At 44.8% G+C, this 16,327-nt stretch carries 10 protein-coding genes; 9 read left to right on the top strand and 1 reads right to left on the bottom strand.

Annotation, left to right across the window (positions count from 1 at the left end):
• The first annotated feature begins 25 nt into the window (after positions 1-25).
• Together AB4Z08_RS18040 and AB4Z08_RS18035 are read left to right on the top strand one after the other, a co-directional pair.
• Positions 26-973, top strand: a complete 948-nt coding sequence (locus AB4Z08_RS18040; protein WP_441575158.1) for a putative zinc-binding metallopeptidase — start codon at positions 26-28, stop codon at positions 971-973.
• A gap of 40 nt (positions 974-1,013) precedes the next feature.
• A complete protein-coding gene (locus tag AB4Z08_RS18035) occupies positions 1,014-2,084 on the top strand; it encodes a hypothetical protein (protein WP_441575157.1) in 1,071 nt (356 codons plus the stop codon).
• A 177-nt stretch (positions 2,085-2,261) separates the two neighbouring features.
• Here AB4Z08_RS18035 and AB4Z08_RS18030 read toward each other — a convergent pair whose 3' ends face one another.
• Positions 2,262-3,914 carry an alkaline phosphatase family protein gene (locus AB4Z08_RS18030; protein ID WP_441575156.1) on the bottom strand — a complete coding sequence of 551 codons (1,653 nt, stop codon included), beginning with the start codon at positions 3,912-3,914 and terminating at the stop codon, positions 2,262-2,264.
• Positions 3,915-4,322: 408 nt separating this feature from the next.
• On the opposite strand from AB4Z08_RS18030, the gene AB4Z08_RS18025 reads away from it, so the two are divergent.
• From AB4Z08_RS18025 to AB4Z08_RS17995, 7 genes are read left to right on the top strand one after another with little or no spacing between them, the layout of a single operon-like run.
• The gene (locus tag AB4Z08_RS18025; RefSeq protein ID WP_441575155.1) at positions 4,323-7,283 is read left to right on the top strand and encodes a SusC/RagA family TonB-linked outer membrane protein; all 2,961 of its coding nucleotides are present in this window, start codon (positions 4,323-4,325) and stop codon (positions 7,281-7,283) included.
• Between the two features lie 11 nt (positions 7,284-7,294).
• Positions 7,295-8,803, top strand: a complete 1,509-nt coding sequence (locus AB4Z08_RS18020; RefSeq protein ID WP_441575154.1) for a RagB/SusD family nutrient uptake outer membrane protein — start codon at positions 7,295-7,297, stop codon at positions 8,801-8,803.
• Positions 8,804-8,813: 10 nt separating this feature from the next.
• Positions 8,814-9,815: a BT_3044 domain-containing protein gene (locus AB4Z08_RS18015; protein ID WP_441575153.1), complete on the top strand. Its 1,002-nt coding sequence runs from the start codon at positions 8,814-8,816 to the stop codon at positions 9,813-9,815.
• 28 nt (positions 9,816-9,843) lie between these two features.
• Positions 9,844-10,896 (top strand): DUF5007 domain-containing protein, encoded by a 1,053-nt coding sequence (locus tag AB4Z08_RS18010; RefSeq protein WP_441575152.1) that lies wholly within the window; start codon positions 9,844-9,846, stop codon positions 10,894-10,896.
• Positions 10,897-10,948: 52 nt separating this feature from the next.
• Positions 10,949-14,098 carry a SusC/RagA family TonB-linked outer membrane protein gene (locus AB4Z08_RS18005; RefSeq protein ID WP_441575151.1) on the top strand — a complete coding sequence of 1,050 codons (3,150 nt, stop codon included), beginning with the start codon at positions 10,949-10,951 and terminating at the stop codon, positions 14,096-14,098.
• Between the two features lie 12 nt (positions 14,099-14,110).
• On the top strand, positions 14,111-15,580 hold the full coding sequence (locus AB4Z08_RS18000) for a RagB/SusD family nutrient uptake outer membrane protein (protein WP_441575150.1): 1,470 nt from the start codon (positions 14,111-14,113) through the stop codon (positions 15,578-15,580).
• A gap of 16 nt (positions 15,581-15,596) precedes the next feature.
• Complete coding sequence (locus tag AB4Z08_RS17995; RefSeq protein ID WP_441575149.1) at positions 15,597-16,304, top strand: fasciclin domain-containing protein; 708 nt, start codon at positions 15,597-15,599, stop codon at positions 16,302-16,304.
• The last annotated feature ends 23 nt before the right edge of the window (positions 16,305-16,327 follow it).

Genomic DNA, 16,327 nt, shown 5'->3' with positions numbered 1-16,327 from the left:
TTTATCAGCACTAATTTTATTTCCCATGTACAACAATAAAATAATCATTTGCATACTCACTGGCATCCTGTTCGTATTGGGCGCCTGTAAAAAAGAGGATCCGTTGACCGCAGAAGTGGATCCGCCACCGGTATTTGATACCCGTACACCCGTTGGTATGAAGCAAAAGGCCATCTTTGATAAATACGGAGTTATTTTTGAATATAAATGGAACCGTTTTGCCTACGCGCCAAATGTGGTCGCCAATCCGGCCGAGGAGAGAGATGTACTACCATATATGGAGTTGATGGAGGAATTGTTCTTCAACGCCATGGATACCATCAGCGGACCTGGTATTACCGCGAAGAAGGAAACACCTGTTCGTATTTTGCTGATCGGTAACGGTATGAACTACGGTGGGGCAGAAAGTTTTGGTGAATCCACCGCCGGTCAGGCAGGTAATATCCAGCCTAACAGGCTTACCCTGGGAGGCTTGTCGCCATTTGGTGAATTGTTACGCACACCCGGAAAAGACGCTGCATTTCTTCGCGCTATATATGATGCCGCACCTACCAGCTTTCCTGGCGATGCCGGATTGATAGGGTTTATCTATCATGAATATACGCACTACCTGGACAGTAAGCACCAGATCCCCGTGGGATTTGAAAAACCCGCTAAAACGGAATATCTGCGTGGATCTGATCAATACAAAAATGTATCTCTGACTACTGCTATCTCCAAAGGCTTTTTTATCCCTTACGGTATGCAGAATGAGCATGAAGACTTTGCTACTTATGTGCAGACGATCATCTGGAAAACAGATGCAGATATGCAAACAAAGTATCTGACAAACAATGCCACGAGGACCAAGTATCAGCTGGTAACAAAATATTTTGCCAACCTGGGAATTCCTATTACCGCCCTGAGGGATCATTTAACCAAGCAATCGGTGAAAGACCGGCTTATTGCGCTGAAAAGGAGATATGAACAATAGGGGTTTCGGTAAATTATTTTTTAATTTCTCATGCTTTTTTATGAACACACTACATAAAGTTTTTCATACGAATAGGCTGGTGGCTATGGTTGCAGCCGTGCTCGTTCTCACTACGCTTTCCTGCCAGAAAGACCGGGACTATAGCCGTCCGCCGGATAACAAGAATTCTTTTGATGGTGATAAAATTGCCGCCTTCAAGAATCTGACAGATGACCAGGACGTAGTATGGGCCTGGGATATGCCGGTAGGTATTGTCGGAAACAAATTTCCCAGTTTTTTACTGCAATTCACTAAGGATTCGACTGCGAATATTTTCTCTGTCCGAGTAAATGGAATAGTAGCAGATCTTACGTCGCTGTATTTTTCCGGAACACTTACTGAAGATGAAGCAGACCTTGCAGCAGGATTAGTAAATGCTTTCGATGGCTTATCAGATAGTGACCTCCGGGAAATACTTGATGATCCCAGGAACCTGGATTATAAAAACTGGGTGCTGGAGCTGCTGCCTAATTATGAGAATTTTAATTCAGAAGGCTTCTACCAGGAAGAGAGAGGCGGGAAGTTTGATTTTAATGGCCCTGTGCAGGTAAGCCTTACTTTTCATAACAGTAAGTTATTGGCAAATCTGAAACAAAACAGACAGCTTGACTTTGATTTCAGGATATTGTCTTATACAAAGGATACGGTTCACCTGGACGGCTATTTCGCTAATAGTGCCAATAAAAGCACTGCGCTGCTGAAAACTAAAGCACAGCCTGGTCCTTTTGCCGCCGGATCAAGTGTTATAATTGCCATTAATCCCGTTAAGGCAAACGTTAAGTTTGTGGTGGGAGGGGTAACTGTAGGCGTGCCTGCTGGTTATAATACTTGTCTGGATTTCTTCTACAAATCATTTAACCAGGGATTTGATGCTAAGACAGGATATGGTTTCCTGCCTAATGGGAAAGGAACCGCCGTGGCGCCGGATGTTTTGAAGTCAGCGAAGATGGTGACCGTGAAAAAAGCGTTGAATGGTGATCCTATAGAAGCACCTGCCGGAACAGTGTTGGTTACTTTATCAGTGATTAATACGGATGGCACCACAAAGGATATTGATGTGGTGAAAAATTAGTAAAAGCTCACCAACAAGAATTAAAATAAAAAAACCTTGCAGCGCCTGATGCTGCAAGGTTTTTTTATGAGCAAGACATCATTACTTTTTGGGTGTGTCCATCATCATACAGGCAAAATGAGGGTAGGTACCCGTTGTTGAAAGACAAGCCAACTGCTATGTGTATTGCTTTTTTAATTACTGCCATAACTTTCCATCCAATCCCCAGGCGGGATCAATGGGCACATTCAACCAGGTAAGGATACGCACGGGGATGTCCACTATTTTAGGGACATCACTGGATACTGCATTGCCACAAATATCTTTACCGGTTTCTTCCCAGGGCGTATTATTTTCCAGTTGCAGATCTGCTTTTTTAGGACCGGCATCTTTCATCACATTCCCTTTGCCTTCATTGCCTTTCCACCATCCAATGAGACGTGAATAGAACGGATGATCAGCCGTAATGGTGGTGTCACATTTTGAATAGTCCTGGATAGTTTGTGCATCCAGTTCCGCGTTCCATAATCTTACATCTGCGATGTTGCAAATGGAATTGCCGTAACGGTTACCATAGGTAGTGGTAATGTCATCTGCCATCACGAGTTTAACAGGTGAACCCGGATCAAGTGTGCTGAAGCCCGTCATGTTACCGGATTTCAGGAAAGTGCCATCCTGATAAAGTTTCACCTGACCGGCGCGATTAACGCTGACGGCTATATGATGCCATTTGTTATCATTCAGGGGAGCGGCGCCATCTGCATTTACGTCTACTCTTTTGCTGCCATCTCCTGCATTGAACTTCCAGCTCTGCCCCCGCACATTGATCACCCAGCCTTTGTTTCCGCCACTGTCCCAGTCTTTGTTGGTTATGAACGGAGGATCGCTGTTAAGTCCGCTGCTACGCACTTTAAACTCAATGGTGAACTGCAGGAAGTTGTCAAAGTTATAGAAGGGATTTCCGGTCCATGCACGTTGACCAGGTAGCAGGAATTTTACAAAGGTAGATGCTGTTTGCGGTTTTTTTACTTCCCGTGTTTGGAAATTTTTATTGTAGTAAATAGAGAAGATGTTTTGTTCATCATAAGAATTACCTCCATGTCCGCTCATGATACCGCCATGGTCTGTGGAGAGAATGATGAGCCAGTCTTCATGATCAATATTACTTCGTTTGCCCAGTGCCTGGAGGATGCTGCCTACGTAGTCATCAATTTTCGTGATGGCCTGTAGGTATTGTGGTACAGAGGTATCAAATCCGAATGTATGACCAGCATCATCCACACCGTTGAAATCCACGAACATCACATCCGGATTGTCGGTGGCTAAACGGGCTACTGCACTGTCTTTTACTGCCAGGTCGTTATCATTGGCAGTAATGGCTACATCTGCGTTGTTGATGATTTTATCATTGATCGGAGGCCATGATACAATAGAAATGGTGCGCAGCGATGGTTTGGCGGCCTTGATGTATTTAAATATCATTGGATATTGTGAGAAGTTGCTGCCGGAAAAGCTGTTATCGCTGACGCCATGTTTGTTACCCCATACGCCGGTCAACATAGATGACCATCCCGGACCACTCCAGGTAGGTGGTTGTGTCAGTGCATCATAACTATATAATGCGTGTGGTAGTAATCCTTGTATGTTGGGTGCTGTAGCGGCTCTCAGGGCAGCGGCTTTGCATCCGTCTATACCAATCAGCAGCACTTTCCGCTGTGGAGCGTTGGCTGTTTTATTTCCCTCAGGCGCGGTGGCAGTTTGTATGACAGGCTTATTACAGGCCATGGTAAAGGCTATCGTCGTTGCAAACAGCACAGTGTGGCGTAGCAATTGTTGGTAGCATGGAAGCATAATTTTATTTTTTGCAGTACGGTGAGATGTAAATTTTGATCAGGGAGCCTTGTTTAGTGGTGTTAAGTTATGCTAAATATTTGTTTGTCCAAATGCTTGGGTGATTATTTTTTTGAAAATTCATATTTTGATTTTATTTTAGCATTACTATACAATTATCCCTGTATTTAGGTGAATGTCTATAAATAAGTTTAGTAATACTGAAATTTCATTATTATATTTGAGGGGGACTTGTTTAGTATTAGTAAAATTATTAACATTGATTTAATCGACATTATCAACCAAAGTATTATCAGCCAGATTATATTTGAATCAGCCTTGTTTAGTGAAATGTGAACAATTATTAACATCGGTTTAAACACTCTTATCCAGACAGACATTCTTTTTTGATCCTGTAAATTTTTATGCATGACTACTCTGTACACTCATGCATTCAGAGGAGCATTATTAATGCTGCTATTAGCTACTGCTTTGTCTACTCCACCTGCTTATAGCCAGGTGAAGACAGTCAGGATGACTAATAATGCCATTGATTCAACGCTCCCGCTAAATGGTAACACCACGGCGCCGGATTCCCTTATCCCGGGAAGCGCCATGCCTGGAGCCATTTCAGCATTGGATGCATCACCTGTTAAATTATTACCTTATTCCAGCATCGACCAGCTATTGCAGGGACGCATCAGCGGCGTGGAAGTAAGAAGCAACACCGGAGAACCGGGTGTACCTGGTCTCACTATTATACGTGGTACCGCTATTCAAATAACCGGCGCTAAAAGCAGCTACTATGCACAACCACTCTATGTAGTCGATGGTGTACCGCTGGTAATGGAACATCCTTACGCGTTTGATATCAAACAATATGATTACACCCGACCAGGCCCTAATATCAATATGGGAGCTGCCATAGATGTAAACAACATCGAATCCATTGAGGTGCTGAAGGATTTTGGTGCTACCGCCATGTATGGGCCACGCGGTGTAAATGGCGTTATTCGCATCACCACCCGTAAACCACGTGCAGGGAAACAAAAGGTGACCTTTAATACCTATTTCGGCGTGGCTGCAAAGCCAATGGTTCATACCATCAATGCGGCGTTTGAAAGAGATTTTCGCCTGCCCTTCTATCGGCAGTATGCCAATGCCAGCCAGTGGGCTGCATTTCCAAGGTACCTGGCAGATTCCATGCAGGCCGCCTATTACGGCCCCGCTAACTGGGATGATACTTACTATCAGAACCGTTTGGTGCAGGGCGTTAGCGCTGCTATCAACGGTGGCAGCGCCAGGTCGAACTTCATCTTCGGCGTAGGAGAACAGCATGATCCCGGCGTAGCAGACAAAAGTGGACTGAACAAGTACAATGTTTATTTTAAATTAAACATTGAACCGGTAAAGAACATGCAGCTCCTTACCAGCATCAGCGGCACACTGATGGATCGCAAAAACAACCATTCCCTGCGTGATCGCTTTGCAGAAGAAGAGTACCTGCCTTCGCTCACTGATCCGCTACCTCCTAACAAAGACTATCTCACAAAGTATAATACAGAGTACGACAGGGTAGTAGATAAGAATAAAAGCAATGCCATACAGGCATCGCTGGCAATAAATTATAACTTCCTGCCGCACTTTAATTTTAGTTCCTTACTGGCCGTTGATTACAATGATCAGAACCGCGACTATTTTATCCCCGGGAGTATCAATGAAGGCAATAGTTATATTTCTTATTATACCGGCCTAAACAGGCGTATTTCGGTAGATAATGCACTCACCTGGTCTGATAATTTTCGCGGTAAACATGCACTCACGCTGAAGTTAGGGCAGTCCTTACAACTGGATAACCGTAAATACGACTATACGAAAGGATATCGCGGTCCGTCTGATTTTATTAAGATCATTCGCGTGGGAGATAAAGACCATCCGGAAAATAATACCTACGATAGTCGCATGGTGTATAGCTATAAGGATTATGTCAATTTTAACCTGGTTTCCTTTTATGGCAGTGCTACTTATGAGTTTAATAAAAAACTCAACCTTAGCATGTTGCTCCGCAGCGATGGATCTTCCAATATCAACGCCAATGGGTATGCCTGGTTTGTATCTCCTACCATAGCCGCCTCCTATAAATTATCAGAAGAGGAGTTTCTACGCAATAGTAATACCATCAGTAATCTGTTGTTACGTGCCAGCTGGGGACGGCAAGGCAGGTTATTCCTGGATGATAACATCGGTAACGGACCTTATTATACCGTGGACATAGGTTGGTCCGGCAACAGGAACATCGCCGGTTACAATGGTATTCCTTCGCTGAGTCTTCCTTTCGGAAAAGGCTATAGTGGCTGGGGTACACAGTGGCCTTATACTGACCAGTGGGATCTTGGTGCAGATCTTTCCTTATGGCATAATAAAGTTACCATCAGTGCAGACATCTATTCCAAAACAGATAAAAACCTGATAGTTGCTGTACCGGTGCCTTCCGAATACGGATATAAGCAAACGAATAAAAATGGCATGAGTGTACGCAACTACGGTGCAGAACTTAGTATATCCGCCAACGTTATACACGGTACCTTTTCCTGGCAGCCACAGTTGATCGTACAAACCAACCAGAATAAACTGTTGGCCCTGCCGGATCATTTATCTGCTATTACTTATGGTAGCCGCAGACTGGAGGTAGGTAAACCAATAGATCGTTACTGGTTATTGGAAAACAATGGCATCTACACGAAAGACAGTGATATCCCGGTAAAAGGTGGACAGCCGCTTAGTTTCAATGGCATTGCTTTTAAGGCAGGAGATCCGAAATGGCAGGATACCAATGGCGATAATGTCATCAACGATGACGACCGTATTCTGAAAGGACATAACAGCCCTACGGTAAGCGGTGGATTCAGCAATACATTCACGTACAAAGCCGTGTCGCTGAACTTTGTTATCGCCTACTCCCTGGGACGGCAGTTGATTAATGCACGCATGGCTGGTCGTTTCGACTTTGTAAACCGCGAAGGGGTAGACAATATTATTGGTGTGAAAGAGCTGACCTTCTGGCAACGTATTGGCGACTACAGTAAGTATCCGCTGTATAATCCATGGAGTTATGTAAATCCTTACCAGGCAGACCAGACCTTATTCCTGGAAGATGCTTCTTTTGCGAAGCTTCGTTCCGTTACGCTCTCATATAGTCTTGCCGACAGGAAGTGGGCGCGCAAACGCTATTTCTCACAATGCAAGGTATATGCTACGCTGAATAATCTTTTTACCATCACGAAGTATAGCGGGGGAGATCCGGAGCTGGCTGACTTTAATGGTTACGACAACGGCTATGGCATGCCCATTCCTAAAACTTATACCCTGGGCTTTAGCCTGGAATTCTAAAAACAGCATTCATGAGAATCAGATTTTCTTTTATCATCCTGCTGACCATTACGGGCGGTTTGTTTTCCTGCAAGAAAACACTCTCCCCCGATGTTACCAGCCTGGTGCCTGAAGCCAATATGTGGCAGGTGAAAAATGATGCCCGGTCTGCCGTATTTGCCACCTACGGTTTATTGCGGGCCGCGCTGGCAAACAGTAATGCATTCATGGCTTATGGAGAGCTGCGTGGTGGCGATTTCCGGATCAGCAGCAGACAGGATCTGAATGCAGTACTGTCCAATAACTTAAACGCCAACTATAGCGCGCTGGAAGAATGGAAAGACTGGCAGCGATTTTATGCCGTGATAGCACAGGCCAACTTATGTATAGAAAAATTGCCGCTGGTCAGTAAAAATGATTTCCGCTACCGGGCGGAGGATTTGAAGCTGGATATCGCCAACATTCGCTTCCTGAGAGCACTTACCTATTTCTATCTCGCAAGGATATGGGGTGATGTGCCATTGATTACCAGCAATGCTGCCGGGTATTTTGAAGGTAAGCCGGCTACCCCGCAGGCCACCATCTTAGCTTTTGCTGCCAATGAAGCCGCTGCTGCTGCTATGGACCTGCCCTGGCGGTATGATGGCACGTGGCCGGAGCAGCAAGGCAACTACTGGAACCAGAACGATGATTACTGGCATTCGAGAGTGGGCACTAAAGCTTCCTGTTACGCACTGCTGGCACATATTGGTGCATGGCAACAGGATTTCGCGATGGCAGAAAAGTATTGCAGAGAAGTCATGGATAACAGTGGCAATGGTGGCTATTCCGTAGCCAGTACCAGCCAGCTTACTGCGGAAGATGGCGTATTTAAGGGTAAAGGACTGGATGTGATTTTCTCCCTGAGCTTTTCTGCTGACTACCAGGAAGCTTCTGTGAGTGGTCATGTGGAAGACTGGACATTGAGCGAGCCATTTGTACCAAAGAAAACAGCGGACATATATGTACCCAAAGATTCTGTGCTGGCTATTTTCGATGAACCCGGCGATGGACGCTTTTCTTTAAATGGAGATGGTACAGCAAGCGGTAATTACTTTACCAACTTCAATAATTCCGCGCCTATGTTCAGCAAGATCAAAGTGCGTGCAGTAGTGCAGTCACCTGTTTTGCGCAGCTATGAATCCGCCATCCTCATTTTCCGTTATGAAGAAATTATCCTGCTACGTGCTGCCGCTGCCATACGTATCAACGATGTACCACATGGTCGAGATTATCTGAACATGATCCGTACCCAGCGTGGACTAGCCAATTTTGATTCAGCAGATGGAAATGAGGTGTTGAGCTATATCCTGAAAGAAAGAAGGAGGGAGTTACTGGGAGAAGGATGGCGTTGGTTTGATCTGGTGCAGTTCAAACAGATACCGGTGTATACCACGCTGTCTCAGGCAGATGTGGATAACGGCGCCGCTTTCTGGCCTGTATCGAAAAGCGCGCTGACCAATAATCCTACACTGATACAAAATAATTTCTGGAAAAAATAAATCGTTCCTTATGTCTTTAAAACATATTGTATGCTGCTGTGTGTTGTCAGGAATGATATTAGGCAATAGCGCATGTAAGAAAGATAATACTTATCGCAGCGGACAAATTGCCACAAAAGTCAATGCCAATATTTATGACTATCTCAGCAAACAAAAGGAGAATTTTGATACGCTGCTCTATATCATAGATAAAGCCGGTCTGACCGATACACTGAAAAAAAATGCGGTTACTTTTATCGCCCCGGTAGACCAGAGCATTGCGGTAGCCATGCAGAATCTGAACTTATACCGTAAATCGCATCAGCTGGCCCCTGCTACGCTGGATAGTGTAGCCCCCTTTGTATGGCGTACATTATTACTACGCTACATGATTGCCGGCAATAAAACATCTGCCAGCTTTTCATTAAAAGATGGGATAGATGTAAGTACCCTTAACCGGCGCAGGTTGCATATGGACGGAGTGCAATCCAATACGGAAGGAGTGGTACAATCCGGTGCCTACCTGCTCAAATACAGCGACCTGAATGGTTCCCGTTTTGTAAGAGACTGGATTTTCTCCTACGTGAACACTGCAGATATTCAATGTACCAATGGTGTATTGCATGTATTGGAGCCAACACATGTATTTGCTTTTAAGTCATTCGTGGAAAAAACAACCTCGCTGCAAAACAAGTATAGTGATTATTACCTGGCTACGGGTACTCTCTTCTTTCCCACGGGTACTAATCGTCCCTGGTATGATAGATTGAAATCGGTATCGGCAGTAGACAGTGTTACCTGTGATGTGGAGGGCGCGGATTTGCTAAGCAGCAGCTATATCATTCGTATGAAGGTGGCGGCAGATAATAAAGTGACGGTTACGCCTGCGCCAAAATCTGCCAATCAAACATTGTCTAATGATGGCGATTGCAGGTATGATGAGGAGATGCAGGCATTTGTACTCCACTATAAATATGTAGGATCTACAGGTAATCGTCATATCGATGAAGTCATCAGCCTCCGTAATTTCTAAATTTTCAACCGACCGAAAAAAAATTATCATGCTGAAAAAATATCAATTAACATCCTGCCTGATCTTATGTATGGGCGTTATTGCAGGCGGTATTTCGTCCTGCAAAAAAGCACCGCCGGAAAGGGATTACCTCAGCAATAATGCAGGGTTTGAGCCGGTAGATGCGTATTCGCCGATACTTGGCAGAACCTTTTTGTATAAAACAAATTTCCAGGCAGACGGCTCCAGTTTTCCATTGCAGTTTAGTTTGCAGAACCTGCGTCATGCAGACGGTTCTCCTGCACCTGAATTAACACAGAACGTGACGGTGAAGGAATGGGTAAAGGACTATGATGGCACGGAGAAAACATACCAGGAAATAGAAGATAAGCGAAAAGAAGTACAACACCCTTTCTTTGAAATAAGACCAGGGTCCGGCGATTTTGTTTTCCGTCAGGCAAGTGTATCTCAAATCCGGGCGTATCCGGATAGCGGGTACTTATTTGATGTAAAAGTGGAGAATAACGGCAATGCGCTTTCCTTTAAAAAAATGCGTCTGCAGCCTCTCCGGGAGGTGCCTTATGAACCTTATGAATATGACTATGTGACGCGTTTGCGTAAAACCGAAACCCGTACAAACGCAAATGGAAGTAATTACCAGGCGCCCTTTTCCATTCACCCCGGGTTAGCCAATGTATATGTGTCGAAAGATACACTGATGGCTGATTCTGCAGCGGCGGTTTATTTCCGGAAAACAGGTAATGGTCATTCACTTACTTTCAAATTCCTGGACCAGGACTCTTTACCGATAGATCCGATGAAGCTGAATACCACAAAATGGAATGAGCTGGTGCATGGGTTTGATATGAAGCAAACCAGTACACAGGTAACTTACAATGTAGCTTATCCGATTCCGCTCACCTCATTGGATACCAAATATGCAGTGGCAGGTAATGCGAAGGTTTTATTTGGTTATTCACGCAAGGGGACGGGTGGTAACCGTGTAGGTGCTTCCTTCAGTTTAAGTTTTACCATTTGGGAAGAAGGGGATTGGGAAGTGATTTTCCGCTTTTATCGTACACCACGTTTCCAGGATGAATGATAAGACCCTGTTACGCAGATCAACCAATTTTTTAATTATCCAATTATTCCATATGCTACTCAAATTTACTATACGCAGGTGGCTATTCATGGCGGTGTTACTGATGCTGCCGGGAATACTGTATGCTCAGTCAATAAAAGTAACCGGTAAGGTATTGACTGATGACAATACGCCCATGCCGGGAGTTACGGTGATGCTGAAAAAAGATGCTACACATAAACAGGGGATAGGTATTACGAATGCCAGCGGAGAATTTTCCGTGAGTGTGTTGGCCACAGATATCCTGGAGTTTACGTATGTGGGATATGAATCCAAACAGGTACCGGTAAAAGGAAAGGTACGCCTGATGGTGACCATGGTACCTTCTTCCAAAAGCTTGAAAGAGGCAGTGGTAGTGGGATATCAACGTAAAACAAAGGAGGTGATAACAGGATCGGTTACACGTATCACTGCAGATGAAATTAAAGATGTACCGGTATCCAATATAGAACAGTTATTACAGGGTAAAGTGGCAGGATTGAATATCCAGAACAATACCGGCTCGCCAGGATTCAGAGGTAGCACTGTTTTGCGCGGACTTTCCCAGATTGCCGTTTCCGGTTCGGGCAACAATGCCTATGTCACACCAGCATCGCCTTTATATGTGATAGATGGCGTACCTGTAGATGCCAATGCCGGTTATGAATATGGTTTCCAGTCCAAAGGACCGGGTACCAGTCCGCTATCGATGATTCCTCCGGAAGATGTGGCGACGATAGATATTATGAAAGATGCGGATGCTGCCGCCCTTTACGGCTCACGTGGCGCGAATGGGGTAATTGTAATTACCACCAAGCGTGGTAAGTCTGCCGTACCTATCGTCAGGTTGTTCAGCAGCTTTTTTATGAACACCACACCACCATTACGTAAAACCATCGGCGGCATGTCTGAGCGCGATTTCCTGGTAAACGAAATCCTGTCTACCTACAGTCGTGATGAGATTTACAAGATTTCCAAAACAGGTTTTTTATCAGATAGCCTGAATCCTTTTTTCAACAACTCTACCAACTGGCAGGCGTTGTACTATAAGCCTACTTTTAACCAGACACATAATCTCTCCGTAAGTGGAGGTACACAGGTGTTGAGTTATAAAACCAACCTGAACTACTACCGGGAGCGTGGCGTGATAAAGAATACCGGGTTTGACCGCTATGCGGCTACTATGAATCTTGATTATAATCCCAGCCAGAAATTTAAGATTTCCGGGTCAGTAACGGCTGGTCTTGGTAAGAAGTTAAAAGGTAGTGGTAATGGGTTAACAGACGTAGGCGCCGGTACAGGCGTGGCTTCCTCGCTGTTGCCGGGACCGTCTTATTTTTTAAATGTATCGCGTTTTACAGGGGCTATCAACCGCAAGAGTGATTCTAAAACTTATAATTTCCGCACTTATATCGACGCTTCCTATGAATTTCTGCCGCATCTGCGCATAGGTAATAACATCAGTTATGACTATACAGATGATACAGAAGATAATTTCACGCCTGCACTGGCAAACGGCGATCAGAGTGCCGTTTACGGCTATAGCGGCCGTACGGCGAATTTATATGACCGTAGTTCGCTTACGTATTCAAATACCTTTAAGGAGAAGCATACGCTGTATGCGTCCGTTTTCTCCGAAATGATTGTCAACCAAACGCAGGCCAGGGAAATCAATCTGAATAATGGCCCCAATGATGTATATCATGGACCGTTAGGCTTTTCTTCCTACTACGGCGGCTATTCAGGGATAGAAGTGAACGGTGGCTACCTGGAAACGCATTCGGTAGGTCTGGCGGCTAACCTGACCTATGATTTCAGTAAGAAGTATGTAGTCAATTTTAACTACCGGGCAGATGGTAATTCCTATGCGGGCGTAAAAGACCGCTGGGCAAAAAGTCCGTCGATTGGTTTGAAATGGAATTTTGATAAGGAAGCATTCATGAAAGGGATTAGCTGGTTGGATTTTGGTGACCTGCGTGCTACCTATGGTATCAACCTGCGTCCTTCTACCAATGTTTTTGCCTCCCTGGGTTCTTATCTCGTGAACGGCAATTACAACAATGTTTCCCGTATCACACCCAAATTGGGTATCATGCCCAATCCTTACCTGAAGCCGGAAAGGGTGGAACAATATAACCTGGGAATAGATCTTAGTTTATTTCAGGGACGTTTTGCACTTACTGTAGAAGCATATCAGAAAGTGATTTCCAATATGCTTTACGACAGGAACCTGTCTACTTCTACAGGTTTTACCAAAACGATTACCAATGAGTCATCTATGATGAACAAAGGATATGAAGTCACGATCGCTATTCGTCCTTTGCCGGCATCATCGAAATTTTTCTGGAACCTTAACCTCAATTGGGCCGTTTCCAAGGATATCCTGCTGGAACTGCCGGGAGGCGCCAGACAGGTCATCTATTCTTCCGATAACGGACCTGTTATTAATAAAGTGGGCAGGAATACCCTTAGCAACTTTTTGTTCGTAACAGACGGTGTATATAGCACCAATGACGATGTGCCCATTGATCCGATTACGGGTTTACGTATGCGCAGTGCCAGCGGCGGTTATTTCCATGCCGGCGATGCGCGGTACCGTGATGTGGACGGCAATTTTATTGTGGATGACAGAGATTTACAGATCTCCGGAAACCCTGAACCCCGGCTGACCGGCGGGATTTATTCCACGATGACGTATAAGAACTTCAGTCTTGCTGTGAGTGGCACCATCGTATTGCACCGCGACTTGCTGAACAACGCATTATCCGAACGGTTGGGCAATTTATATTATCCTTTGGGTAATAAACCCAATAGCGGACCGCTTACGTTACCGGACATCAACGAGTATGATTACTGGAAGCAGGCGGGAGATCGGGCTAAGTATCCTAATCCGCTTAATTATACCGGCAATACGGATAACTACAATCCTTCCCAGAGCCTGTTCCAGGAAGACGGATCTTACTTTAAAATTAACAGCGTTACGTTGGGGTATACCTTCAGCAAAGACCTGATAAAAAAGGCGAAGTTGAATAATGCCAGGATCTATTTTACCGGTGCCAATGTGCTGATGATGTCCAGGTATTCAGGTCCTAACCCGGAAAATGTGACCACACTGGGGCGTGACCGGCTTGATTCCTATCCCACATCACCCTCTTATACACTTGGTTTAAATCTTGAATTTTAAATGATGACCGTTATGCATAGTAAAAAGTGGATATGGACTTTACTGCTGACCGGTACCTGTGTACTGGCAGGCTCCTGCAAAAAATTCCTGGAGGTAGAACCGGTGGATCGTCTTGGCGCGAATTCGTTCTGGAAAACACAGTCGGATGTAGAATCCGCTGTAGCAGATACTTATGGCCTGATTTACGATAAGCTCACTTATGGACCTTTTCATAATATTAATGGAGATATCCGGGCAGGAGAATTTAATGGCAACTGGGTAACTTCCTTTAAAACGGTTGCCAGGAATGACCTGATGAATACGACTGAACTGAGAGATCCTGAAAGATACAAAGTATATCAGCTGGATGACTGGTATCCCTTTTATCAGTCTATCGCGGCTTGTAATATAGCGATAGACCGGATTCCGGGGGTAACGAGCTTGTCTGACGCAGATAGAAAACGTTATCTCGCTGAAGTTCGTTTTGTGAGGGCATTTACCTATTTCTATATCGCGCGTATTTACGGAGATGTACCCTTGTATACGTTGCCTTATGATGCCACCGCCCGTCCGCGTACCAATTTCATTGAAGTCCTGAAATTTTGTATTAAGGAAATGAATGAGGTAAAAGATGATATGCCCTGGCAGTATGATGATCCGACTAACTGGGGGGTACGTGCGTCACGCGGTGCCGCCTATACGCTGATCGCCAATTGCTATATGTGGATGGCCGGCTTTGACAAGAGTAATCTCAATGAGTATTGGAAACAGGCTGCAGATGCCATACTGGCGGTGAAGAACAGCGGCATGTTCCAGTTATTGCCTATTGAAGACTTCAAGAAAGTCTTTAAAGGTCGTACCAGGGAAAGCATCTTTGAATTTTCTGTCAATAAAAATTACGGTACAGAAACAAAGTATGTATCTCTTGGGCAGTGGACTACCCACGATCCTATTGTGGTGTATGGTTCCAACAGTGATTGCTATTATGAAGCCAATTATCTTACTCGCCTGTATCCACCGGCTAATCCGGATAAGCGCCGGGATCTGTGGTTTTATCTGCCTTATGTGAATAATACCACGGCCATGTTCCTCAAATATTCCAATGTCACTAATCCGCAGACATTCTACTTTGATGATGACATGATCATCTTCCGCTATTCCGGCGCCCTTTTGCTGGGAGCAGAAGCATTGGCTAATCTGAACAGGAATGATGAAGCAGTGGCGCTGTTGAATATGGTGCGCAACAGAGCCGGCGCTTTGCTGTATACTCCTGCAGAAGGCAATCTGAAAGATGCTGTTTTCCTGGAAGAACAAAAAGAGCTGATAGGAGAAGGCGTAAGATGGTATGACCTGGTCCGCACCGGAAGGGTGACAGATCCGGCGCAATGCAAAAATTACCTCACCGCTGATCAGTTCAAACAGGGGGCATGGACATGGCCTATTTCATCGGCTGCACAAGTTAATAATCCCAATATCGTATTGAATAAATATTGGGTCAAATAAAAATAAATGTTGTGATATGAAAACAGGAACACGTTTATTCCCTTTACTGGTAGTGGCACTGATGGTGATGGCCCTATCCTGCAGGAAAGATGATTATTATAAAGATAGTGGCAAACAGATAGGGGTATATGATATCGGTGCGTATGATTTTCTGAAAGCCCGACCATATTTTTTTGATACACTCACCAACATTATTGATAGTGCGGGCTTACGTGATGTTCTGCAAAAAGAGGGTGTTACTTTTTTTGCACCTACCAACCATGCCATCAAAAAAGCGATGGATGTGCTAAATGGGGCACGTTATGCGGATAATATGGATTCTATCTATATCCGGGATATCCCGGGCGAAATCTGGAAGCGCTTCCTCTCGCGTTATATTTTCAGAGGCAGGTATATGTTGAAAGATATAGCCCGGCGGGATAAGCTGCAGTTACCGGTTTTCCCCGGGCAGAATATGGAATCCTATAATGGCTATATCATGAACCTGGGCGTTCAGTTCAGTGACTACAACGGCACGAAGGATGTGGGGCCCCGTACTGTAGTGATTACCGCTATTGGAGACCTGGCCAGCCCGTTGAGTATTACCAGTCAGGTAGCCACCTCAGATCTGCAATGCAAAAACGAAGTGGTGCATGTACTGGATGATGATCATTTTTTCGGTTTTGATCCTTTCGCATTTACGCAGGCGGTGTTGGATTACTGGCAACAATCCGGCGGGCATTAATTGTTTACTTCAAATTTACGCGC

This window comes from Chitinophaga sp. RAB17, from assembly GCF_052114225.1.
In the GTDB taxonomy this organism is placed as follows: Bacteria; Bacteroidota; Bacteroidia; order Chitinophagales; family Chitinophagaceae; genus Chitinophaga.
The sequence above is the reverse complement of the archived record's forward strand: the minus strand, read 5'-3'. Positions and strand labels throughout refer to the sequence as shown.

What these genes read in the sequence shown, in the direction of transcription:
- AB4Z08_RS18005 (WP_441575151.1), top strand. Translation starts at nt 10,949, where the DNA reads ATGCTACTCAAATTTACTATACGCAGGTGGCTATTCATGGCGGTGTTA.
- AB4Z08_RS18035 (WP_441575157.1), top strand. Translation starts at nt 1,014, where the DNA reads ATGAACACACTACATAAAGTTTTTCATACGAATAGGCTGGTGGCTATG.
- AB4Z08_RS18000 (WP_441575150.1), top strand. Translation starts at nt 14,111, where the DNA reads ATGCATAGTAAAAAGTGGATATGGACTTTACTGCTGACCGGTACCTGT.
- AB4Z08_RS18015 (WP_441575153.1), top strand. Translation starts at nt 8,814, where the DNA reads ATGTCTTTAAAACATATTGTATGCTGCTGTGTGTTGTCAGGAATGATA.
- AB4Z08_RS18020 (WP_441575154.1), top strand. Translation starts at nt 7,295, where the DNA reads ATGAGAATCAGATTTTCTTTTATCATCCTGCTGACCATTACGGGCGGT.
- AB4Z08_RS18010 (WP_441575152.1), top strand. Translation starts at nt 9,844, where the DNA reads ATGCTGAAAAAATATCAATTAACATCCTGCCTGATCTTATGTATGGGC.
- AB4Z08_RS17995 (WP_441575149.1), top strand. Translation starts at nt 15,597, where the DNA reads ATGAAAACAGGAACACGTTTATTCCCTTTACTGGTAGTGGCACTGATG.
- AB4Z08_RS18040 (WP_441575158.1), top strand. Translation starts at nt 26, where the DNA reads ATGTACAACAATAAAATAATCATTTGCATACTCACTGGCATCCTGTTC.
- AB4Z08_RS18025 (WP_441575155.1), top strand. Translation starts at nt 4,323, where the DNA reads ATGACTACTCTGTACACTCATGCATTCAGAGGAGCATTATTAATGCTG.
- AB4Z08_RS18030 (WP_441575156.1), bottom strand. Translation starts at nt 3,914, where the DNA reads ATGCTTCCATGCTACCAACAATTGCTACGCCACACTGTGCTGTTTGCA.